This is a genomic window from Streptomyces sp. B8-7 (assembly GCF_058833805.1).
Genome location: NZ_JBYRRL010000001.1, coordinates 1,320,331 through 1,342,831, shown reverse-complemented (window position 1 = coordinate 1,342,831; position 22,501 = coordinate 1,320,331). Strand labels below are relative to the sequence as shown.

Here is a 22,501-nt window from a genome sequence, read left to right as displayed (position 1 = left end):
TGTGCCCGTCGGCACCGGAGCCAGTGCGTGCGCCCGTCGGCGCCGGAGCCGGTGCGTGCGCCGGCTCCCGCGGCGGCGGCCCGGGATCAGTCCTCGTCCAGGCCCCGCTCGATGGCGTAGCGGACCAGTTCGACGCGGTTGTGGAGCTGGAGCTTGCCGAGCGTGTTCTGGACGTGGTTCTGGACGGTGCGGTGGGAGATCACCAGGCGCTCGGCGATCTGCTTGTAGCTCAGGCCCTTGGCGACCAGGCGCAGCACCTCGGTCTCGCGGTCGGTGAGCCGGGGGGCGCCGCCCCGGTCGCCGTCGGGGCCGGGCGCGGGAGCCGGTTCGCCGGCCAGGCGGCGGTACTCGCCGAGGACCAGTCCGGCCAGGCCGGGGGTGAACACCGGGTCGCCGACGGCGGTGCGGCGCACCGCGTCGAGCAGTTCGGCGGTGGACGCCGACTTCAGCAGGTAGCCGGTCGCGCCGGACTTCACCGCCTCCAGCACGTCGGCGTGCTCGCCGCTCGCCGACAGCACCAGCACGCGCAGCCCGGGCCGGTGGCCGACGAGTTCCCTGCACACCTCGACGCCCGGCCTGACCGGCAGGTTCAGGTCGAGCACCAGCACGTCGGGCAGGGCGGCCCGCGCGCGGCGCACGGCCTGATCGCCGTCGCCCGCGGTGGCGACCACCTCGAACCCGGCCTCGGACAGGTCGCGGGCGACCGCGTCACGCCACATCGGGTGGTCGTCGACCACCATCACCCTGATCGGGCCGTCGTCGCTCATCGCTGTCCTGCCTTCCCCCGGGGGACCTTCGGTACCTTCAGTTCGACCTCCGTGCCCTGCCCCGGGACCGACACCAGCTCGGCGGTGCCGCCGAGGTCGCGCAGCCGGCCCCGGATGGACTGGGCCACCCCCAGGCGTCCCTCCCCCTCGGCCTGGGCGAGCCGGCCCTCGGGGATGCCCGGACCGTCGTCCCGTACGGAGACGACGATCTCGTCGTCCCAGTCCTCGACGAGGATCCAGGCGCGGGCGTCCGGCCCCGCGTGCACGCGGACGTTGTCCAGGGCGGCCCCGACCGCCGCCGCCAGCTCACGGGCCGCGGCCGGCGGCATCGGCACGGGGGCGCCCGGCTCGGCCAGGCTCACCCGGGCGGAGACGAACGGCGCCAGACGGGTGCGCAGGTCCTCCGGCGGGCCGCCGTGCCCCGCGCGGGGCGGGTCCGGCTCCTCGACGGCCCGTACGACGGCGCCCTCGGCGGCGTCCTCGGACACCCGGGAGACCGGCACCAGGCCGCCGGAGACCAGGCTGCGCAGAGCGATCTCCTGCTCGCCGGCCATCCGGCCCAGTTCGGCCGCCTCGCCGCCGAGCACCGCGCCGCGCCGCTGCACCATCGCCAGCACCTGGAGCACGCTGTCGTGGATGCCCCGGGCCAGGCGTTCCCGCTCACGGGTGGCGGCCTCGATCTCCAGGGCGCGCGCCAGGGTGCGCTCGGAGGCGCGTGCGACCTCGACGACGTAGCCGATGGCGATGGCGGCGACCCAGACGAGGATGACGTTGTGGACGGTGTCGCGGGCCGGATGGCCGCGTTCGACGAGGTTGACGACGGCGACGGCGGCGGACGCACCGGCCGCCCAGCGCCACCCGCCCTTGACCGCGAAGGCGAGGACCGAGCCCGCCGTCCAGATCGACGGCAGGGTCGGGCCGCCGTCCGCGATCCGTTCGGCGGAGTCGGCCAGCGGCGTCAGCAGGATGCCGCCGAGCGCGACGGCGAGGTCGACGGCCAGGAAGGGCCGCGTGCAGCTCGCCGCGTTGCGCACCCGGGGCAGGGTGGCCAGGGTCCACGCCACCAGGACGGCGTAGTAGCCGACGGCGAGCCAGGGCCGGTCGAACTCCTGGTGGGCGGTGGCGAACAGGGCCACCGCGTACAGCATGGTCAGCACCCGGTAGGCGGTGAGCGCACGCCACAGCGGCAGCTCGACCGACATCGTCATGACTCTCTCGCGCCTGGCCACCGGCCCACCCCCCGAAGCCCCGGATCCCCCCGTAGTCCTCCAGCCCGGCCGCCGCCCGGCCGCGCTGCGCGCCGGCCGCCCGGCCGGCTGCCCCGGCCGCCGCCGGGTCACCGCTCAGTCGCCGCTCCGCGCCGTCCGGGCGGCCTCCTTCGCGGCCGCCTTCGCGGCCTCCTTGTCCGCCTTGGCCGCCTCCGCGATCTGCCGCTTGGCGGCGGTCGCGTAGATGTCGACGTACTCCTGCCCGGAAAGCTTCATGATCTCGTACATGACCTCGTCGGTCACCGCCCGCAGGACGAACCGGTCGTGCTCCATGCCGTGGTAGCGGCTGAAGTCCAGCGGTCTGCCGATCCGGATGCCGGGGCGCATGACCTTCGGGACGACCTTCCCGGGCGGCTGGATCTTCTCCGTGTCGATCATGGCCACGGGGATCACCGGGGCTCCGGTGGCGAGCGCCACACGTGCGAGGCCGCCGGGCTTGCCGCGGTAGAGCCGGCCGTCGGGCGAGCGGGTGCCCTCCGGGTAGATCCCGAACAGCTCACCGCTCTCGATCACCTCGATGCCGCTTCTGATCGCGGCCTCGCCCGCCCCGCGCCCGCCGGAGCGGTCCACCGGCAGCTGGCCGACGCCCTTGAAGAACGCCGCCGTCAGCCTGCCCTTGACCCCGGGGGTGGTGAAGTACTCGGCCTTCGCGATGAACGTCACCTTGCGGTCCAGCACCGCGGGCAGGAAGAAGGAGTCGGAGAACGACAGGTGATTGCTCGCGAGGATCGCGGCGCCCTCGGCCGGGACGTTCTCCAGGCCCTCCACCCAGGGCCGGAAGACGAGCTTCAGCGAACCCCCGACGGTGACCTTCATCGCGCCGTACAACAACCGAGTGCCTCCTGTGTGTGTCGAACAGACCTTAACCCCACGGTCGCGCGAGTGGCCCGACGACCCTGGTCGGTGTCAGTACGGTCGCGTACGGTGAAGCACACCCGGACTCGTCCGGAGTGCTCGCGGGCCCGGTCCCGGTTCGCCGCGCACGGCCCCCGAGCGGTCCCCCGCACGGGACTCCGGGTACGCCTCACGTTCCCCCGCCCCTCTACGAACAAGGAGACCGAAGGTGCCGGTCCTTCCTGGAGCCGAGCCGTACCGCCACGAGGGCGGGGAGGTCGGCGTCCTGCTGTGCCACGGCTTCACCGGGTCCCCCCAGTCGCTGCGCCCCTGGGCGGAGTACCTCGCCGAGCGCGGTCTGACCGTGTCCCTGCCGCTGCTGCCGGGCCACGGCACCCGCTGGGAGGACATGATGCTCACCGGCTGGCAGGACTGGTACGCGGAGGTGGACCGCGAGCTGCGCGCCCTCACCGAGCGCTGTGCCCGGGTGTTCGTGTTCGGCCTGTCCATGGGCGGTGCCCTCGCCCTGAGGCTCGCGGCCCGGCACGGCGACGAGGTGGCCGGCCTGGTGGTCGTCAACCCGGCGAACAAGGTGCACGGCCTGTCGGCGTACGCCCTTCCGGTGGCCCGGCACCTGGTGCGCTCGACGAAGGGCATCGCCAGCGACATCGCCAGGCCGGGCTCCGAGGAGGTCGGCTACGAGCGCGTCCCGCTGCACGCGGCCCACTCGCTGCGCCGGTTCCTCCAGCTCGTCGACGGTGAGCTGCCGCAGGTCACGCAGCCCTTGCTGCTGCTGCACAGCCCGCAGGACCATGTCGTCCCGCCCGCCGACTCGGCCCGCGTCCTGAGCCGGGTGTCCTCCACCGACGTGACGGAGGTCCTGCTGGAACAGAGCTACCACGTGGCTACGTTGGACTACGACGCGGACCGGATCTTCGCGGAGAGCTACGCGTTCATCGGCCGGCTCGCACCCGGTGTCGGCATGGAAGGGACGGCGGCAGGTGGCTGAGCACGACTCCGAGCGCGAGGGCCGGGAGGAGCGCGACGGCCTCGGACCGGAGGAGCAGAACGTGCCCTTCGACGAGGCCGCCGCGTGGGCGGCGATCGTCGCGGGGTACGGCGACGAGCCGCCGGACCCGCCGGGTGCCAAGCCGTTCAAGTCGGTGGAGGATCTGGCGCGGCTGGAGGGCGCCACCAACGGCGGGACCGGCACGGACACCGGCGACCGGGCCGACGCCGGGACTCGCGGCAGGACGGGCGACAAGAGGAGTGACCAGGCCGGCGGTGCGACCGGCGAGGGGGCGGACGGCGGCTCCGGCTCCGAGGAGGAGGGCGGGCCGCCGCGGCGCGAGGCTCCTCGGGCGGGGGCGCCGAAGCCGCTGGGCGGCTCGGTGTCCTTCGCCCCGGGCGTCGGCCCGCGCGACTACTCGGTCGCCGAGCCCTCCGACGACGACCTCGGCGAGGACGAGGAGGGGCACTTCGTGCCGCCGGAGCCGCCGCCGCTGCCCGCCGCCGACACGACGGCGAAGTTCGCCTGGCTGGCCGTGCTCGGCGGACCGGTACTGCTTCTGCTGGCGGTGCTGCTGGGCTGGGACATGACCTGGTGGCTGGCCACGCTCGGCATCGGCGGGTTCCTCGGGGGCTTCGCCACGCTGGTCACCCGGATGCGGACGGACGAGGACGACGGGGACGACCCGGGCCGGGGAGCCGTCGTCTAGTCGGTGCGGGGAAGGCCGGAAGGCCCCCGGCACAGCCCTCGCCGGGCCGTGCCGGGGGCCTTCCCCTGCGCTGGGCGTCCGTGGCCGACCTGCGCGCCACCCCGGAGCCGAGGTGGTCCGAAGGCCAAGAGCAGTCCGAGGGCCAAGAGCAGTCCGGGGGCCGGTCACGGCCCGGGACCGGGCCGGCCTTGCGGCCGCGTGGCCCGGGACCGGTGCGGCCCGGCGGCGGCGCGGCCGGAAGGCCGGTGCGGCCGGAAGGCCGGTGCGGCCACAGGGCCGGAGCGGTCAGGGGGCCGATGCGGCCACAGGGCTGGAGCGGCCACAGGGCCGATGCGGTCACAGGGCCGATGCGGTCACAGGGCCGATGCGGTCAGGGGGCGGGGATGCGCAGGGCGGCCAGGACCGGGAGGTGGTCCGTGGCGGCCCTGAGGTCCTCCGCGGCGATCCCGGGCTCCCCGAGCGGCACACCGCAGCCCAGCACCTCCACACCCTTGGTCGCGAAGATCGCGTCGATCCGGCGATGGGGCTCGTCGCGGACCCAGGTGTGCTCGGCCCCCCAGGGGGCCGTGGCGCGGCAGTCCTGGAGCCGCGTGGTGAGCCGCCGGAACGCGGGCCCGCCGGGGCCTTCGTTGATGTCACCGCCCGCGACGACGTGCTCGGGGCCGAGGGCGGCGACCCGGTCGAGGAGCATTCCGGCCTGGTCCTGACGCTCGGCCCGGGCGAGCGAGAGATGGCAGCTGATCACGCCGAGCCGGGCGGCGCCGAAGCGGACCACCGCCGTCGCGAAGCCGCGGCGGTGCCCGCCGGGGGTGAGCGGCAGCAGGACGTCCTCGGTGCGCTCGACGGTGGCGCGCAGACCGCACAGCAGGGCCGGTCCCGCCGCGGTCGCACCGCCGGAGAGGATCACCAGGTCGGTGTCCCCCGCCAGCCGGGCGAGCTTCTTGCGCCAGCGGAAGAACCGTGGCGCCTCCTGGACGAGGACCAGGTCGGGAGCGCAGGCCCGGATGACGCGGGCGACGGCGTCGAGGTCGTCCCGCAGGGAGCGGACGTTGTAGCTGAGGACGCGGACGAGGGCTGAACCGTCGGGACCCGTGTGGGACTTGGGGAGCGGCGCCATGCGGATCAATGTACGCCCGGCAGGGCGGGATCCGGGGGACCTCGGGCACGAGGAGCCCCGGCGGGGAACCCGGGGCGCGGGACGGCACCGCGGGAGGACGCCGGGGGACGGCACCGCGGGACGGCACCGCGGGAGGACGCCGGGGGACGGCACCGCGGGACGGCACCGCGGGAGGACGCCGCGGGACGGCACCGCGGGATGGCGCCGCGGGACGGCACCGCGGGACGGCACCGCGGGACGGCACCGCGGGACGGCACCGCGGGACGGCGCCGGGGGACGCGGACGGCGGCCGGACACGGTGCACGGCCGGCCGCGGCGGACGGGCGTCCGGCCCCCCCCCCCCCCCCCCCCCACGCCCGGGACGTCACATGACCGGGTCCGGCTCCCGGGCCAGGTCCGCCGCACCGACCAGGCCGGCCTTGTTGCCCAGCTGAGCGCCGATCACCTCGGCCACCGGACGCCAGTTGCCGCCCACCAGCCAGCGCTTGTAGGACTTACGGATCGGTTCGAGCACGAGCTCGCCCTCGTCGGACAGGCCGCCGCCGACGATGAACGCGGACGGGTCGAAGAGGGAGGCCAGGTCGGCCAGGCCGGCCCCGGCCCAGCGGGCCAGCTCGCGGTAGGAGTCGACGGCGACCGGGCAGCCCTGGCGGGCGGCCACGGAGATGTGCTTGCCCTCGATGCCCTCGGGGGTGCCGTCGCCCAGCGCGAGCAGGATCTCGGCGTTCTCCGGGGTGGCGTTGGCGCGCTGCCTGGCGTAGCGGACCAGGGCGCGGCCGGAGGCGTACTGCTCCCAGCAGCCCTGCGAACCGCAGCCGCACAGCAGGCCGTCCGGCACCATGCGGATGTGGCCGAACTCGGCGGCCACGCCGAAGTGGCCGCGGCGCAGCTTGTTGCCGATGATGATGCCGCCGCCGAGGCCGGTGCCGAGGGTGATGCAGATGACGTTGCGGTGGCCCTTGCCCGCGCCGAACCGGTACTCGCCCCAGGCGGCCGCGTTGGCGTCGTTCTCGACGACGACGGGGAGGCCGACGCGCGCCTCGACCTTCTCCTTGAGCGGTTCGTTGCGCCAGTCGATGTTGGGCGCGAAGTAGACGGTGGAACGCTGACGGTTGACGTAGCCCGCGGCACCGATGCCCACGCCCACGATCTGGTGTCCCGCGCGTGCGCCCTCCACCGCCGACGCGATGGCGTCGATGATGCTCTCGGGCGTGGTGGGGGTCGGCACCTTGTGCGTCGAGAGGATGGTGCCTTCCTCGTCGACCACGCCGGCCGCGATCTTCGTGCCGCCGATGTCGACGCCGATGGTGAGTCCCATGAATCCCTCAGTTCGGTCGAGCCCCGCTACGGCCAACCGTACCCGAGGGCGGGGTCAGTCCACGTCGATGCGCTGCCCCGGACCGCCGTCCTCGTCGTCGCCCCGGCCGCCGCCGTCCCGGCCGCCGTCGCCGTCGCGGGGGTCCCGGCCGAAGCCGGCGCCGCGGGCGGTCCAGCGCCTCTCCTGCGTCTGGACGGCGGAGCGGTAGGCGGCGAGGAGCTCCTGTCCGGCCGAGGCGAGATGGTCGAAGACGTCCGGGTTGCGCTCTATGACGGGCTCGACGGCGGCCCTGGCCTGCTGCACCACCTGCTGCACGGCCTGCTGGGCGGCGGGCCCGGCGACCGCGCCGAGCAGCGGGGACTGCAGCCCGGACAGCTTGTCGGCGACCGTGTCGAGGAGCCTGCGCAGTTCGTCGGCGGCCGACCCCGGCGGGGTGCCGTACTGCTGCCGGCGCCGCTCCCGCTCCGCCGCGAGGTCCTCGGCGCAGGCCCTTGCCCAGGCGTCGGCGTCGGCCTCGGTGGCGCGCTCTGCCGCGGGGGGCTGCTCTTCGCTCATGGCGGGCTCCTGACTACGTTTCGTTCCTACGACGTTACCCGAACGGGCGCCCCGTCCTCACCGTGCCGCCGGCCACAGCGCGGGATCCGGCGCGAACCGGATCCGCAGCTGCTCCTCGCGCAGGCTCGCCCCGTCCACGGTGCACCGCCGCAGCGCCGAGGGCAGCGGCACGACCCGCCGGAACGGACCCGCGCCGAGGACGAGTTCGTCGCCGCGGCGGATCAGGTCGAGGTCCTCGCGCCGGGCGCCGGGCAGGGGAACGCGCCAGAGGAGCACGCCGTCCTCGGCGAGGCGGTCCTCGACCGGCCAGTCCACGGTGGAGGGCGTCTCACCGGGGCCGGGCAGCGCCAGCCGCTCCAGGTCCTCGGCGCCGCGCGGGTCGCGCCCGAGGTGCGCGGCGGTGCGGACGTCGTGGCTGCCCTGCCACTCCTCCAGGATCTTGCGCTGCTGTGCCACCGGCCCGGCGAGCCAGCTGCCGGCGGGCGCCTCGCCCTCGGGCAGCACCCGGGTGGCGATCAGCCGGTCGGGGCGGCGGCCGCGCAGGGCGAGCCCGAGGGTGGCGGCGCGGACGGCGTCGGCTCCGGCCGGGGTCGGCTCGGCGACCAGCCGGACGTGGGTGTGCCGGTCGGCGAGCACGGCCTGGACGGCGCCGAGCTCCACCTCCCAGCGGGCGGCGGTCTCGTAGAGCCACTCCGCGGGCATGGGCACCCCGGCGAGCCGCCCGAGCACGGGCCGCAGCGCGCGGGCCGCCTGCCGCTCGGGCGGGAGCAGCCGGCGCAGGGTGCGGCTCAGTTCCTCGGGCAGGGAGAGCAGGGACAGTGCCCGGTCGGCCGGCGGCAGGTCGACGACGACCGTGTCGTAGGCCTCCGACAAGGCCGCGTCGCGCAGGGCCCGCAGCAGGGCGAGTTCCTCCGCGCCGGGCAGCGGGGTGAGCTCCTCCGGCTCCAGTCGGGCCGCGCCGAGGAGGTCGAGGACGGCGCCCGCCCGCTCCTGGAGGGACACGAGGCCGGTGCGGAACCCGGTGGCGGCGTCGGGCCGCCACGCGGACAGGTTCTCCGCGGCCGGGACGGGCTCGGCGCCGGCCGGGGTACCGAGGACCGCACCGAGGGTGTCGGTCCGGTCACCGCTCAGCACGAGCGTTCGGCTGCCGCTCCGCGCGGCCGCCAGCGCGGTGGCGGCGGCGACGGTGGTACGGCCGGACCCGCCGGGCCCCAGGATCAGGATGGTGCGCATGACGGTGAACGCTAACCCACACACCGCCGCGGCCGCCGGGCCGTGCAGGCGGGGGCTACTTCGCCGGGGACTCCACCCGCTTCTTCAGACCGGCGAGGGCGCGGTCGATGATGACCTTCTCGGCCTTGCGCTTGATCATGCCGAGCATCGGGATCTTGACGTCCACGGTCAGCTGGTAGGTGACCTCGGTGGTCCCGGCACCGTTCGGCCTGAGCAGGTAGGAGCCGTCCAGGGAGCGGAGCATCTGGGACTTCACCAGCGTCCAGGACACCTCGTGCTCGCCCGTCCACGTGTAGGCGAGGACCTGGTCGTCCTTGATCGCTCCGGCGTCCATGACCAGCCGCACCTGTTCCGCCCGGCCCTGCCCGTCCGTCGCGAGGACCTCGGCCTCCTTGACCTCGCCGGTCCAGTCCGGGTAGCGCGCGAAGTCGGCGATCACCTCCATGACGTCGGTCGGTGCCGCCTCGATCGTGATGCTCGAACTGGTGTGTTCCGCCATCGTCGTGGCTCCTTCGGATGCCGGCCGCTGGGAGGTCGTGATGCGCACGTCCGTGCCGGTGTGCGGGCACGTGCGTGGGCACGTGTGTGCCGCGTGAAGGCTACCGCGCCCCCGACCTGCCCCCTTCACCCCCTGCCGCGCCCCGTCCGCGCTCCGTGCGTGACCCGTCCGCCGGTGTCACCATTCGAGCGCCCAGGGCCTGCCCGTGCCCGCGAAGTGGCCGACGTTGACGCACTCCGTCGCGCCGATGCGCATGCGCCGGACCAGGGGCTGGTGGACGTGTCCGAACAGGGCGTAGCGGGGGCGGGTGCGGCGGATCGCCTCCAGCAGGGCCCGGCTGCCCCGCTCGAAGCGGCGGGCGACGGTGTCGTAGACGAGCTCCGGCACCTCCGGCGGGATGTGTGTGCACAGCACGTCGACCTCGCCGACCGCGTCGATCTTGGCGGCGTACTCCTCGTCGGAGATCTCGTAGGGGGTGCGCATCGGGGTGCGCAGACCGCCGCCGACGAAACCGAAGACGCGGCCGGCGATCTCCACGCGCTCGCCGTCCAGGACGGTGACGCCGGGGCGGACGAAGTCCTTCCACAGCGGCGGGATGTCGACATTGCCGTAGGTGGCGTACGTGGGGGCCGGGAAGGCGGCGAACAACTCGGCGTACTGCTTGCGGACGGCGTTCTCGATGACGGTGCCGCGGTCGGCCTCCAGCCCGGCCCACAGCCGGGCGCCGAACGCGCGGGCCTCCTCGAAGCGGCGCGCGGTGCGCAGCTCGACGATGCGGTGGGCGTTCTCGACGCCGAACAGGTCGGGGAAGATGCCGCGCGAGTGGTCGGCGTAGTCGAGGAAGAGGACGAGGTCACCGAGGCAGACCAGGGCGTCGGCGCCGTCCCCGGCGCGGGCCAGGCCGGCCGCGTTGCCGTGCACGTCGCTGACTACGTGGACCCGTGTCCCGGCGCGTGTGGATGCCATGACGATCAAGCGTAGGCGGCGTCCGGGCCCGGTGAACAGTGGCAGCCGGACCTGCGGTTACTGGCTGGTTCCGAACGGTCTCGACTACTGTGCGCAAAGGAGTACCGATCGGTGTGACGCAGCGAACATCTCACCGGGACCCCCTGTCGTAGAAGCCATACCGGCGGGTAACGTCCGGGCAGTCCAGTCGTGCTCAGGTATTCAACCAGTGGTCGCCGGGAGGCGGCCGCTGGCCGGAAACCTGGGCACCGCCCGAGCCTTGGACCGCACCGTCGCAGCACACAACGTCGTGGCGCCGGCGCCCTATGAGGAGCAGCAGTCTTGCGCGAGTTCAGCCTTCCGGCTTTGTACGAGGTCCCCGCGGACGGCAACCTGGCCGACATCGTCCGCAGAAACGCCGCGCAGCATCCCGACGTCGCCGTCATCGCCCGCAAGGCCGGGGGCGACTGGCAGGACGTCTCGGCCCGGGAGTTCCACGCCGAGGTGCGCGCCGCCGCCAAGGGGCTGATCGCCGCCGGTGTGCAGCCGGGCGACCGGGTCGGCCTGATGTCCCGCACCCGCTACGAGTGGACGCTGCTGGACTTCGCGATCTGGAGCGCGGGCGCGGTCACCGTACCGGTGTACGAGACCAGCTCGCCGGAGCAGGTGCGGTGGATCATGTCCGACTCGGGGGCGACGGCCTGCGTCGTGGAGCAGGACTCCCACGCGGCCGCGGTGGAGTCGGTGCGGGAGTCGCTGCCCGCGCTCAAGCACGTCTGGCAGATCGACGGCGGGGCGCTGGCGGAGCTGGACCGGCTCGGCCAGGACGTGTCCGACGGGACGGTCGACGAGCGTAGCTCGATCGCGTGCGCGGACGACCCGGCGACGATCGTCTACACCTCCGGCACCACGGGCCGCCCCAAGGGCTGCGTGCTCACCCACCGCAGCTTCTTCGCCGAGTGCGGCAACGTGGTGGAGCGGCTGCGCCCGCTGTTCCGCACCGGCGAGTGCAGCGTGCTGCTGTTCCTGCCGCTCGCCCACGTCTTCGGGCGGATGGTGCAGATCGCCCCGATGGTGGCGCCGATCAAGCTGGGCACCGTTCCGGACATCAAGAACCTCACCGACGAGCTGGCCTCCTTCCGGCCGACGCTGATCCTGGGCGTGCCCCGGGTCTTCGAGAAGGTCTACAACTCGGCACGGGCCAAGGCCCAGGCGGACGGCAAGGGCAGGATCTTCGACCGGGCGGCGGACACCGCCATCGCCTACAGCAGGGCGCTGGACACCCCCTCCGGCCCGTCGTTCGGCCTGAAACTGAAGCACAGGGTGTTCGACAGGCTGGTCTACGCCAAGCTGCGCGCGGTGCTCGGCGGCCGGGGCGAGTACGCCATCTCCGGCGGTGCCCCGCTGGGCGAGCGGCTCGGCCACTTCTTCCGCGGCATCGGCTTCACGGTGCTGGAGGGCTACGGCCTGACCGAGTCCTGCGCGGCGACCGCGTTCAACCCGTGGGACCGGCAGAAGATCGGCACGGTGGGCCAGCCGCTGCCGGGCTCGGTGGTGCGGATCGCGGACGACGGCGAGGTGCTGCTGCACGGCGAGCACCTGTTCAAGGAGTACTGGAACAACCCGGCCGCGACCGCGGAGGCGCTCGCCGACGGCTGGTTCCACACCGGGGACATCGGCACCCTCGACGAGGACGGCTACCTGCGGATCACCGGCCGCAAGAAGGAGATCATCGTCACCGCGGGCGGCAAGAACGTCGCCCCGGCCGTGATCGAGGACCGCATCCGGGCGCACGCCCTGGTGGCGGAGTGCATGGTGGTGGGCGACGGGAGGCCGTTCGTCGGCGCGCTGGTCACCCTGGACGAGGAGTTCCTGGGCCGCTGGGCGGCCGAGCACGGCAAGCCGGAGGGTGCCACCGCGGCGTCGCTGCGCGAGGACCCGGACCTGCTGGCCGCGGTCCAGTCGGCGGTCGACGACGGCAACGCCGCGGTGTCGAAGGCGGAATCGGTGCGGAAGTTCCGCATTCTGCCCTCCCAGTTCACGGAGGAGTCGGGCCACCTGACGCCGTCGCTGAAGCTGAAGCGGAACCTGGTGGCGAAGGACTACGCCGCCGAGATCGAGGCGATCTACGCCAAGTGACCGGCGGCCCGGTTCACGGCGCGGTGTCCTCGGCGAGGACCCGCGCCATCGTGCGTTCGGCGAGCGCGGTGATGGTGACGAACGGGTTGACGCCGAGCGAGCCGGGCACGAGCGCGCCGTCGGTGACGTACAGCCGCGGGTAGCCGCGGACCCGGCCGTAGTCGTCGGTGGCCTGGCCGAGGACGCAGCCGCCGAGCGGGTGGTAGGTGAAGTCGTCGGCGAAGACCTTGCCGCCGGAGCCGAACAGGTCGTGGCGGTAGACGGTCAGGTTCGCGGCGTTGATCCGGTCGAACAGCTTCTTCGCCATGCGGACGGACACCGCGCTCTGCTCCGCCGTCCAGCCCAGTCGCACCCGGCCGGTGGCGGAGTCGTAGGCGAACGAGGCCCGTTCGGGGTTCCTGGTGATCGCCAGGTAGAGGCTGATCCAGTGCTCGAAGCCCATGGGCAGCGGGGCGATCTCGGCGAAGACCGGGTTGTCGGCGTTGGCCCAGTCGTCGATGCCCAGCACGGGCATGGTGGCCTGGTGGGCGCCGACGGTGTCCCACAGGTGGTTGGCCCGGCCGGCCATGGTGTTGCCGTTGGTGCCCCAGCCCGCGCCCACCCGGGCGTCCAGGTCGGGCAGGGTGCCGGTGTCGCGGGCGCGGACGAGGAGTTCGCTGGTGCCGAGGCTGCCGCCGCCGAGGAACAGATAGCCGCAGCCGTACGTCCGGGTCTCCACGACGGCGCCGGTGTCGTCGATGCGCTCCGCGGTGAGCAGGTAGGAGCCGTCGGCGGCCCTGCTGAGGGAGGTCACCTTCTCCAGGGAGTGGACGGTGACGTTGCCGGTGCCGAGCGCGGCGGCCAGGTAGGTCCTGTCGAGGCTGCGTTTGCCGTGGTTGTTGCCGTAGATGACCTCTCCGGCGAGCGCGGAGCGGGGGGCGGTGCCGGCGGCCTCGCGCTCCATGTGGCCGAAGTCGTAGACGTTCGGCACGAAGACGGTGCGCAGTCCGGCGTTGCGGGCGGCCTTGCGGGAGGTCCGGGCGAACCGGTACCACTCGGTGGCCTCGAACCACCCCGGGTCGACGGAGTTGACGCCGAGCATGGCGCGGGCGCGCGGGAAGTAGGTGCCGTACATGGCGTCCGCGTCCACGGTGGGGAACTGCTCGGTGAAGTAGGACCTGGGCGGGGTGACCGCCATACCGCCGTTGACGAGGGAACCGCCGCCGACACCGCGTCCGACGTAGACGGAGACCGCGTCGTGGCGCACCCGGTCCAGGACGCCCGGGTAGGGGGAGATGGGCTTGTTGACGACGTCCAGCCACAGGAACGTGGAGAGCGGGGCCTCGGTGCGGGTGCGGAACCACATGGACCGGCGGTCGGGTGCGGTGGTGGAGCAGAACACCTTCCCGTCGCCGCCCGCGGTGTTCCACAGGCGGCCCATCTCCAGCACGAGGGTGCGGATCCCGGCCTGGCCGAGCCGGAGGGCGGCCACGGCGCCGCCGTAGCCGGAACCGACCACGATCGCCGGGGCGGAGTCGACTGCGTCGGGCTCGTCGGCGCGGGCCGACTGCAGACCGGCGCGGGTGAACCCGAGGGAGGCCGCGGTCTGGAGCGCGACCATACCAAGTATGTGACGTCTCGTCAGTTGACGCTGCATCAGTTGTGCTGTCATGGCCGCAGCATGCGCCGCTTCACGCCACCCGCCTAGGCCCCCCGCACCGATTCCCCCGTTCCCCCCGTTCCCCCGTTCCCCCCGTTCCCCCCGCACCGAACGCACCCGACGGCCGCACGCCCCACCCGAAGCGGCGCGGCGAACCGCGCGCCCCGCCACACACCACCGTCAGCCCGCAGAACGGCCCAAACCGACCCACCGGAAGAAGGGGCGCGGGGAACTGCGCGCCCCGCCACACACCAGCCGAGGCCGACGACACGGCACAGGCGCCCGGCAGGGCTAGAGCAGCGCCCGCAGCCGCTCGGCCAGCAGGTCCCAGCGCCACCGCTCCTCGACCCAGGTACGCCCCCGCTCCCCCATCGAGCGGCGCAGCTCGGCATCACCGAGGAGCGCGACCACCCGCTCGGCCGCCTCCTCCGGGACCCCGCCCCGGACCACCCACCCGGTCTCCCCGTCCAGCACCGCGTCGGGCGCGCCGCCGGAGTCCCCCGCCACCACCGGCAGACCCGTCGCGGAGGCCTCCAGGTACACGATGCCGAGCCCCTCCACGTCCAGACCGCCCCGCCGGGTACGGCACGGCATGGCGAACACGTCCCCGGCTCCGTAGTGGGCGGGCAGCTCCGCCCAGGGCACCGGCCCGGTGAAGCGCACCGCGTCCGCGACGCCGGACTCCGCCGCCAGCCGGCGCAGCTCACCCTCGTAGGGGCCGCCGCCCACGATCAGCAGCACGGCGTCCGGCACCGCGGCCAGGATCCGGGGCATGGCCCGGACGAGGGTGTCCTGCCCCTTGCGGCGCACCAGCCGCGACACGCACACGACCACCGGCCGGCCGCTGAGGCCGAGGCGTTCACGGACCTCGGCGCCGCCCGAACCGGGATGGAAGGTCTTCTCGTCCACGCCGGGCGGCAGCTGCACCATGCGGGCCGCGGCGTCCGCGCTGAGGGCGCCCGCGATGCGCGAGCGGGTGTACTCGCCGAGGTAGGTGATCGTGTCCGTGGAGTCGCCTATCCGGCGCAGCAGCCCCCGCGCGGCGGGCAGCTGCGCCCAGCCGGCCTCGTGGCCGTGCGTGGTGGCCACCAGCCGCTCGGCGCCGGCCCGGCGCAGGGCGGGGGCCATCAGCCCGAGCGGGGCGGCCGCACCGAACCACACCGCGGTGCAGCCGTGCTCCCGCAGCAGCCGCACGGCCGTGCGGGTCGCGCCGGGCGTCGGCAGCAGCATGGTCGTGCGGTCCCGTACGACGGTGAAGGGCTGCTCGGCGTCGAAGGCGGCGGTCGCCTCGGCGCCCTCCCGGCCGCGCTTCCAGGTGGAGGCGTAGACGACCAGCCGCTCCGGGTCGAGCCGGAGCGCCATGTTGTGCAGAAACGCCTGGATGCCGCCCGGCCGGGGCGGGAAGTCGTTGGTCACGATCAGGGTCTTGCGCATCGCCGCCGACCTTACCCAACGTAGACTCGCGGCTCGGCACGCGGCCGCGCCGCTCGGCGCTCGCGGGCCGCCGGGAGACGATGGACCGGAACGGCCGGCCGCGCCGCACGGCGCGGGCACCGGCCCCCGGGGCGGCCACGGGCCCGGGACGGCGGGCAGCGGACGAGGTGGGGCGCAGGTGCACTGGACGGACGGCCGGGGCTCGGCGTTCGGGCTGCTCGCGCTCTGGAGTCTGAGCCGGCTGGCGCTGCTGCTGTGCGTGTTCAAGGTGTTCGTCTTCCCCGGCCCCGACGTGACCAGCGACGTGTCGGTCATCTACCACGGCTGGTACGAGGTGCTGAGCACCGGAGCGTTCCCGCAGGACGACGTCACCTGGCAGTACCCGCCCGCCGCCGCGCTGGCGGTGCTGTCGCCGGCCGTGCTGCCGTTCCTGGACTACGCGCAGGCCTTCTTCGTGCTGGCGTTCCTCGCCGACTTCGCGGTGCTGGCGATGCTGCTGTTCGCCGGGCTGCGTCCGGGCCGGACGCTGCGCGGAGCCTGGGTGTGGGTGGTCGGCGCGGCCCTGCTGGGCCCGACGGTCTACGCCCGCTACGACGTGATGGTCACCGCGGTCGCGGTGGCCGCGCTGCTCGCCGGGGCCCGTCGTCCGCGGCTGACGGGCGCGCTGGCCGGGTTCGGGGCGCTGCTGAAGGTGTGGCCGGCGCTGCTTCTGGTGGGCTGCGTGCGGCGCCGGGCGTGGGGCGCGGCGGCGCTGACCGCGGCGGCGCTCGCGGCGGTGTTCTGGGTGGCCGTGCCCGGCGCGTTCGCGTTCCTCACCTTCCAGCGGGACCGGGGCACGGAGGTGGAGTCGCTGGGCGCGCTGGTGTTCCACGTGGCCCGGCACCACGGGTGGGACGGCGAGGTCCTGCTGAACTACGGCTCGGTGGAGTTCCTCGGCCCGCACGTGGGCGCGGTGAGCACGGCCTCGCTGGCGCTGAGCGGACTGGCGCTGGGCTGGCTGCTGGTGTGGCGGCTGGCGGCGGTCAGGTTCACCGCGGCCACCCTCGCCGACGCCGCGTTCACGGCGGTGCTGCTGTTCACCACCACCAGCCGGGTGATCAGCCCCCAGTACCTGGTGTGGCTGGTCGGGCTGGCCGCGGTCTGCCTGGCGCACCGGGAGAGCCGGATGCGGCTGCCGGGCCTGCTGGTGCTGGCGGCCTCGCTGGTGACGGTGCTGGAGTTCCCGGTCTGGTTCGCGCACGTCGTCGCGAGCGACACCCTCGGCGTCACCCTGCTCGCGCTGCGCAACGCACTGCTGGTGCTGGCCTGCGTGGTGGCGGCCCGCGCGCTGTGGCGGGCCGCCCGGCCGCGCCGCTCCCCTGCCTCCGTGCCCGGCTGGGCCGGCCGGGCCGACCGGACCCCCGTCGGCTCCTGAGCCCCGGCCGGCCGGGCCCGCACCGGCAGGAGCTCGGGCCGGGGCCCGAGCCGCGGTCCGACCGGGGCTCGTTTCGGGATCGGGCCCGGGTCAGCCGAGTCTGTCGCGCAGGTAGTCCCGCCAGTCGGCGGTGAACTCCGCCAGGGTGGTCCCGAGCTGCCGGTCCAGGGCGTCCTCCACGGCCCCCTCCCGCCGCTCGTGCTCCCCCACGGCCCGGTAGAACGCGCCGAGCCGCTCCTCGCCCCACCGCTCGGCGATCATGCGGCAGGCCAGCCAGGAGCCCTCGTAGGCCCGGGCGAGCGCGCCGGCGTCGCTGCCGAAGCCGAAGTCGCCGTCGGCGGGCAGGGCCTCGGGCAGCCGCCCGGCGTCGACGGCCCGGGCCAGCTCGGGAGCGGCCTCGGACGGGTCGCGCCCGGTGCCGCGGTAGCCGACCCAGTCGGCGTACCCTTCCGACAGCCACAGCGGGGTGGCGGGACGGGTGTGGGCGCGGGTGGCGACATGGGCGGTCTCGTGCGTGAGGACGACCTGCCGCCCGGTCGGGCCGAGCAGCGCGTACGCGTCGGGGTTGACGATGACGCGGTCCGCGGGCGCCCGCCCGGAGCCGCCCACCTCTCCGGTGGTGACGGCGGCGATACCGCGGTAGGAGGAGGGCGGCGCGCCGAGCAGGGCCGCCATGGCGGCCAGCGAGCCGGGCACCAGCACCACCACGCGGCGGCTCCAGGCGCGGCCCCAGGCGTCGGACACGGCCGGTACGGCGCGGTCGGCCAGGTCGGCGTAGTCCCTCAGCGACCGCGCGGAGCGGTCGACGCCGAGCACGATGCTGTGCCGGCCGCGCACCACGGACACCGCGCCCTGGTCCCACAGCTGCTGCCCGGCCTTCCGGGCCGGCCGGTCGGACACCACCCGCCAGGTGCCGTCCGCCGCGCGGGCGAGGCCGAGGGTGCGGCCCGCCACGACCGGCGCCGCGTCGTAGCCGTCGAGGCGGTAGCGCAGCTCGGTGTCGGCGGTGGCGCGGTCGCCGTCCCGGCGCAGCGCGGTCACCCGGTACCGCCAGTCGGCGAGCGGCACCGCGCGCAGCCGCTGGTACACGGTGGTGGCGCCGGTGCCCCGGTAGGCGGCGGCGTCCCGGTCGACGAGCGCCTCGGCCCGCCGGTCGAGCATCCGCTGCACCTGGCCGCGGGCTGCGTCCTCGGCGGTGGGCGCGGCACAGCCCGCGGGGGAGACGAGCAGCACGCAGGCCAGCACCGCACCCGTGCCCCGCCACCGCCTTCGACCAGCCATCTTCCCGATCGTAAGGCCGGACCGCCGGATCAGACCCTGGTCACGGAGGCGATCGGCATCATCCCGACCGGGTCGTAACGGACCGGGGCCCCGGGATAGGGGGCGTGGATGACCTGGCCGTTGCCGACGTACATGCCGACGTGGCTGGCGTCGGAGCGGTAGGTGACGAGGTCGCCGGGCCGGGCCTGGGACAGCGGCACCTGACGGCCGGCGAAGCGCTGGCCCTGGGAGGTGCGCGGGATGGCGACACCCGCGCGGGAGTAGGACCACTGGGTGAGGCCGGAGCAGTCGAAGCCGCTGGGCCCGTTGGCGCCCCACACGTAGGGCTTGCCGAGCGCGGAGCGGGCGGCGGCCACCGCGGCGGCGGCCCGGCCGGAGGCGGGCACGGCGCCGGGGAGGCCGGGCAGGTCCGTGCGGCCGGAGCGGGAGGCCCGGTCGTGGGCGGCGCGGTCGGTGTCGGGCAGGGCGTCGAGCAGCCGGCGGGCCCGGGCGAGCTTGTCCTCGACGGTGCGCTTGTGGGCGGCGACGGCCTTGCGGCTGCGCTCCAGCTCGCCGAGGCGGGCGGAAGCCTCCGCGCGCTCCTGGGCGAGTTCACGCAGCGCGTCCTGGAACTCCCTGAGCCGGCCCGCCTGGCGGGCGGAGATCCGGTCCAGGGCCGCGGCCTTGTCCAGGTAGTCGTCCGGGTCGTCGGCGAACAGCAGGGCGACGGACGGGTCGATGCCGCCGGCCCGGTACTGGGCGCCGGCCAGCGAACCGAGCTCCTCCCGCATGGTGTTGACGCGCTCCTGCTGGCGGGCGATGCGGTCCTGCGCGGCGCGGATCCGGCCGCGCAGGGTGTCCGCGCGCTCGTCGGCCCGGTTGTAGGCCTCGGTGGCCTTCTCCGCCTCCTCGTAGAGGCGGTCCACCTCGGAGCGGGTGTCGTCGTGCGGCGCGGCCACCGCGGACGTGGCGGCCGGTACGGCGCCGAGGGCGGCCGCGGACAGGGCGCACAGGGCGCCGATTCCGCGGTCGAACCCCGACGGTGACGGTGCGAGACGGCGGTGAGAGCCCACGGGTCGACGCGCTCCTTCCACTGGCTGGCTGGAAACGCGGCCGACAGTAGCCCCGGGACGGGGCACCGGCCAAAGACCTCCGCGGGCACGCACGGTGACGCCCCGTCGCCGACGCAGGTCAGTGACGGGGCGCGGGGTCATCACAGGCCGCCGTAATTCGCCCGTTCGGGCGGCACGGTGTCCTGATCTTGAAGGGGTCCGGGCGGGCCGGACGGGTCAGACGCGGACGCCGAACTGGAACGGCATGTTGCCGATCGACTCGTAGCGCACAACGGTGCCGGTGCGCGGGGCGTGCAGCACCTGGCCGTTGCCCGCGTAGAAGCCGACGTGGTGCAGGTCGCCGTAGAAGATGACCAGGTCGCCGACCATGAGGTCGGACTGGCTGTAGATGCGGGTGCCGGCGTTGGCCTGGGCCTGCGAGGTGCGCGGCAGGGAGACGCCGGCCTGTGCGAAGGCCCAGGAGGTCAGGCCCGAGCAGTCGAAGGAGGACGGGCCGGAGGCGCCGTACACGTACGGGGAGCCGATCTTGCTCTGGGCGGCCTGGAAGGCGGCCATGGCGCGGCCGGAGGCGGGCTTGGCGTCGCCGAGGTCGACGCGCTCACCGGAGGAGCGGTCGGCGCGCTGCTGCTCGGCGGCGAGGGCGGCCTTCTCGGCGGCGGTGAGGGAGTTGAGCAGCTTCTGCGCCTCGGCGAGCTTGGCCTGGACCTCGCTCTTCTTCTTGCCGAGTTCCTCGCGGGTGGCGGCGAGGTCCTCCAGCTTCTCGGTGGCCTCGGAGCGCTGCTGGGCCAGTTCGCGCTGTTTGTCCTGGACCTTCTTCAGCGCGTCGACCTGCTGGGCGGTCAGCTGGTCGAGGGTGGAGGCCTTGTCGAGGTAGTCCTCGGGGTCGGCGGACAGGAACAGCTGCACGGAGGGGTCGAGGCCGCCGCTGCGGTACTGGGCGCTGGCCATCGAACCCAGACCGTCGCGGAGCTCGTTGAGCTCCTCCTGGCCGCGGGCCACGTTGTCCTGGACGGTGGAGATCTCCTTCTGGAGCTTCTCCTGCTTCTCCTTGGCGCCGTTGTACTTCTCGGAAGCCTGCTCGGCCTCCTCGTACAGCTTGTCGACCTTGGCCTTGACCTCGTCCTTGGTCGGCTTCTCGCTCGGCGCGGCATTGGCGGCCTGGGCGCTGAAGGCGACGGCGGCGGCGGCTGCGGTGGTCAGCACGGTCACGCGGGCGCGACTCGGCTGCTTGGGTCGACGGTGGGACGCCACGGAGGTGGACTCCTTCTTAGGGGTGATCACCCGATCGGAGGTTCGAGGCCCGACCTTAGTGACCTCCTTGTGATCAGTTCAAATCCTGAGGCCAAAAAACTCCCTCACGGAGCGCATTTGCTGCGCGCAACTCACGTGCGGTGATAAGGGCTTGACGCTACGTTGCGTAAGGACCAGTCCAATTCGGGCAATCCACCGGTACGTTGCCGATGGTGTGTATGCGACTCATGGGGCATACGTGGGAGCGGCCCCCCGGCCGGGCAGACGGCTCCGGCCGGCCGTCAGGGTCGCCCCGGAGCCGGTGCCGGGTGATACGGGCTCGGCTCGGGGGCGGACACCGGCTCGGCTCGGGGGCGACACGGGGTCGGCACGGGGTCGGCACGGGGGCGGACACCGGGTCGGCACGGGGTCGGCACGGGGGCGGACACCGGGTCGGCACGGGGAGAGCGGCTCGGGAGACGCCGCCGGAAGCAGCTCCGGGTCGGCCTGCGGCCGGCATGGGGCCGGCATGGGGCTCGCATGGGGCTCGCATGACATGCAGGCATGAGGACGGCATGCGGCCGCTCCGGCCACGCGTCGGTCCGGAGCCGGCTCGGGGCACACCCCGAAGCGCCGCCCCGGGCACCGGCTGCGGGGCGGCCCGGGAACCGCGCTGGGCTCAGCCCCGGGAGAAGCGCCTGAGCAGGACCAGGGAGGCCACCGGGCGCGCCCCGGCCCGCGCCACGCCGTCGGCGACCTCGCGGTCGGTGGAGGCCACGATGACCGGACGGCCCGGCGGCTCGGCCCGCACCAGCTGGCGGATCAGCTCGTCGGCGGTCACACCCGGCTTGGAGAACAGCACCCGCACCCCGCGCGGCGGTGCCAGCAGCACCGGCGCCGCCAGCTCCGCCCCGTCGAACACGCAGGTGACCTCGGCGCCGGTCTGCGCGGCGAGCTGGGCCAGCTGGCCCAGCAGCCGCAGCCGCTGCTTCTCCAGCGGCATCTGCGGATAGCCCGTCTTCGTGACGTTGTAGCCGTCCACGACCAGGTGCGCCTGCGGCAGTGCCAGCAACTGGTCCAGGATCGCCGGATCGTCCTCCGACAGTGCCCGCGCGGCGATGTCCTTCGGGGTCATCCGGCCCGGCTCGACCGCGTCCACGGTCTGGGCGGGACGCACCGACACCGGCGGCAGCGCCAGTTCACGGCGCAGCCCCTGAGCCGCGTCCAGCACCGTGTCCAGCAGCAGCCGCACCCGCATGTCCTCCACGCTGCGCCCCTCCCGGGCGGCCCTGCGGCTGGCCTCCAGCGCGGCCTCGGTCTCCGCCAGGCGTGCCTTCAGCCGCCGGGCCTCGCTCTCCGCGGCGGACAGCTGCGCATGCCCCTCCGCGCGGACCGTGTCCGTCTCGGCCTGCGCCTTGCGCAGCGCGGCCTCGCCCCGCTTGACGTCGCTGAGGGCCGCGCGCAGCTTGCGGTGAAGCGATTCGGCATCCTTGCGCGCCGAGTCCAGCTCCGCGCGCAGCCGCTCGGTCTCGGCGCGGGTCTGCTCGCGCGCGGCGGCCAGGTCGCCGCGCAGGCGCTCCAGTTCGGCCCGGCTCTCCTCGTCGGCGCGTTCGGCGTCGGCGCGCTGGGCCTCCTCGCCGGCCGCCGCCACCAGCTTCACCCAGCCCGCGGGGCGCAGCACGTAGGCCGCGGCCGCCACGTCCAGCGGGTCCGCGGCCGGGGGCGGCGCACCCGAGTCGAGCGCGCCGGTCAGCTCGGGCTGGGCCGCTCTGAGCTTCTCGCCGATCCGCTGCCGGAACAGGGGGTCGGTCTCCAGCGCCGACGCCATCGCGTTGCCGGCGAACTTGGCCCGCCGGTTCGGGGCGAACCGGGCGTACTGCCGGAGCTGGGCGGGCAGCTCGCCCACCGTCAGGCCGCCGAAGCCGTCCGAGACGATCTGGACGACGCGGCGCCGCACACCGTCGGGCAGCGGACGGTCGAGCACCTCGGCGGCGCCGTCGTCCGGCTCCCCGCCCGTGGTCTCCACCATCCGTCACACCCCAATGCCTGTGCGGGGCC

General features: G+C 74.5%; 19 protein-coding genes. 4 read left to right on the top strand and 15 right to left on the bottom strand.

Annotated elements, in window-relative coordinates; all coding sequences use genetic code 11:
• Positions 1 to 86: 86 nt before the first annotated feature.
• The 3 genes from AC5K6T_RS05560 to AC5K6T_RS05550 all read right to left on the bottom strand — a co-directional run bounded on the left by AC5K6T_RS05560 (position 87) and on the right by AC5K6T_RS05550 (position 2,863).
• Positions 87 to 767: a response regulator gene (locus AC5K6T_RS05560; RefSeq protein ID WP_493206152.1), complete on the bottom strand. Its 681-nt coding sequence runs from the start codon at positions 765 to 767 to the stop codon at positions 87 to 89.
• Positions 764 to 1,996 (bottom strand): MacS family sensor histidine kinase, encoded by a 1,233-nt coding sequence (macS, locus tag AC5K6T_RS05555; protein ID WP_493206150.1) that lies wholly within the window; start codon positions 1,994 to 1,996, stop codon positions 764 to 766. Before macS ends, AC5K6T_RS05560 begins: the two co-directional genes overlap by 4 nt.
• 114 nt (positions 1,997 to 2,110) lie before the next feature.
• Positions 2,111 to 2,863, bottom strand: coding sequence for a lysophospholipid acyltransferase family protein (locus tag AC5K6T_RS05550; protein ID WP_493207362.1), 753 nt, complete (start codon positions 2,861 to 2,863; stop codon positions 2,111 to 2,113).
• A 235-nt stretch (positions 2,864 to 3,098) separates the two neighbouring features.
• On the opposite strand from AC5K6T_RS05550, the gene AC5K6T_RS05545 reads away from it, so the two are divergent.
• The gene (locus AC5K6T_RS05545) at positions 3,099 to 3,878 is read left to right on the top strand and encodes an alpha/beta hydrolase (RefSeq protein ID WP_493206148.1); all 780 of its coding nucleotides are present in this window, start codon (positions 3,099 to 3,101) and stop codon (positions 3,876 to 3,878) included.
• A complete protein-coding gene (locus tag AC5K6T_RS05540) occupies positions 3,871 to 4,587 on the top strand; it encodes a hypothetical protein (protein ID WP_493206147.1) in 717 nt (238 codons plus the stop codon). The genes AC5K6T_RS05545 and AC5K6T_RS05540 overlap by 8 nt, the downstream gene beginning before the upstream one ends.
• A 370-nt stretch (positions 4,588 to 4,957) precedes the next feature.
• Here AC5K6T_RS05540 and AC5K6T_RS05535 read toward each other — a convergent pair whose 3' ends face one another.
• The 6 genes from AC5K6T_RS05535 to AC5K6T_RS05510 all read right to left on the bottom strand — a co-directional run bounded on the left by AC5K6T_RS05535 (position 4,958) and on the right by AC5K6T_RS05510 (position 10,275).
• Positions 4,958 to 5,704 carry an endonuclease/exonuclease/phosphatase family protein gene (locus AC5K6T_RS05535; protein WP_493206145.1) on the bottom strand — a complete coding sequence of 249 codons (747 nt, stop codon included), beginning with the start codon at positions 5,702 to 5,704 and terminating at the stop codon, positions 4,958 to 4,960.
• A 364-nt stretch (positions 5,705 to 6,068) separates the two neighbouring features.
• A complete protein-coding gene (locus AC5K6T_RS05530) occupies positions 6,069 to 7,022 on the bottom strand; it encodes an ROK family glucokinase (protein ID WP_493206143.1) in 954 nt (317 codons plus the stop codon).
• Positions 7,023 to 7,076: 54 nt separating this feature from the next.
• On the bottom strand, positions 7,077 to 7,577 hold the full coding sequence (locus tag AC5K6T_RS05525) for a DUF5304 domain-containing protein (protein ID WP_493206141.1): 501 nt from the start codon (positions 7,575 to 7,577) through the stop codon (positions 7,077 to 7,079).
• A gap of 57 nt (positions 7,578 to 7,634) precedes the next feature.
• On the bottom strand, positions 7,635 to 8,810 hold the full coding sequence (locus AC5K6T_RS05520; RefSeq protein WP_493206139.1) for an ArsA family ATPase: 1,176 nt from the start codon (positions 8,808 to 8,810) through the stop codon (positions 7,635 to 7,637).
• Positions 8,811 to 8,865: 55 nt separating this feature from the next.
• Positions 8,866 to 9,309, bottom strand: coding sequence for an SRPBCC family protein (locus tag AC5K6T_RS05515; protein ID WP_493206137.1), 444 nt, complete (start codon positions 9,307 to 9,309; stop codon positions 8,866 to 8,868).
• Between the two features lie 177 nt (positions 9,310 to 9,486).
• Positions 9,487 to 10,275 (bottom strand): metallophosphoesterase family protein, encoded by a 789-nt coding sequence (locus tag AC5K6T_RS05510; protein ID WP_493206135.1) that lies wholly within the window; start codon positions 10,273 to 10,275, stop codon positions 9,487 to 9,489.
• 321 nt (positions 10,276 to 10,596) lie between these two features.
• Here AC5K6T_RS05510 and AC5K6T_RS05505 point away from each other — a divergent pair, with 321 nt between their 5' ends.
• Positions 10,597 to 12,393, top strand: a complete 1,797-nt coding sequence (locus AC5K6T_RS05505; RefSeq protein WP_493206134.1) for an AMP-dependent synthetase/ligase — start codon at positions 10,597 to 10,599, stop codon at positions 12,391 to 12,393.
• A gap of 13 nt (positions 12,394 to 12,406) precedes the next feature.
• Here AC5K6T_RS05505 and AC5K6T_RS05500 read toward each other — a convergent pair whose 3' ends face one another.
• Complete coding sequence (locus AC5K6T_RS05500) at positions 12,407 to 14,029, bottom strand: GMC oxidoreductase (protein WP_493207360.1); 1,623 nt, start codon at positions 14,027 to 14,029, stop codon at positions 12,407 to 12,409.
• A gap of 294 nt (positions 14,030 to 14,323) precedes the next feature.
• Positions 14,324 to 15,466 carry a glycosyltransferase family 4 protein gene (locus tag AC5K6T_RS05495; protein WP_493206133.1) on the bottom strand — a complete coding sequence of 381 codons (1,143 nt, stop codon included), beginning with the start codon at positions 15,464 to 15,466 and terminating at the stop codon, positions 14,324 to 14,326.
• Positions 15,467 to 15,644: 178 nt separating this feature from the next.
• Here AC5K6T_RS05495 and AC5K6T_RS05490 point away from each other — a divergent pair, with 178 nt between their 5' ends.
• The gene (locus tag AC5K6T_RS05490) at positions 15,645 to 16,880 is read left to right on the top strand and encodes a glycosyltransferase 87 family protein (protein ID WP_493206131.1); all 1,236 of its coding nucleotides are present in this window, start codon (positions 15,645 to 15,647) and stop codon (positions 16,878 to 16,880) included.
• Positions 16,881 to 16,970: 90 nt separating this feature from the next.
• Here AC5K6T_RS05490 and AC5K6T_RS05485 read toward each other — a convergent pair whose 3' ends face one another.
• The 4 genes from AC5K6T_RS05485 to AC5K6T_RS05470 all read right to left on the bottom strand — a co-directional run bounded on the left by AC5K6T_RS05485 (position 16,971) and on the right by AC5K6T_RS05470 (position 22,472).
• Positions 16,971 to 18,161, bottom strand: a complete 1,191-nt coding sequence (locus AC5K6T_RS05485) for a hypothetical protein (protein WP_493206129.1) — start codon at positions 18,159 to 18,161, stop codon at positions 16,971 to 16,973.
• Positions 18,162 to 18,190: 29 nt separating this feature from the next.
• On the bottom strand, positions 18,191 to 19,213 hold the full coding sequence (locus tag AC5K6T_RS05480) for a C40 family peptidase (RefSeq protein WP_493206127.1): 1,023 nt from the start codon (positions 19,211 to 19,213) through the stop codon (positions 18,191 to 18,193).
• Positions 19,214 to 19,429: 216 nt separating this feature from the next.
• Positions 19,430 to 20,464, bottom strand: coding sequence for a C40 family peptidase (locus AC5K6T_RS05475; protein ID WP_493207358.1), 1,035 nt, complete (start codon positions 20,462 to 20,464; stop codon positions 19,430 to 19,432).
• A 658-nt stretch (positions 20,465 to 21,122) separates the two neighbouring features.
• Positions 21,123 to 22,472: an NYN domain-containing protein gene (locus AC5K6T_RS05470; RefSeq protein ID WP_493206125.1), complete on the bottom strand. Its 1,350-nt coding sequence runs from the start codon at positions 22,470 to 22,472 to the stop codon at positions 21,123 to 21,125.
• Positions 22,473 to 22,501 lie beyond the last annotated feature (29 nt).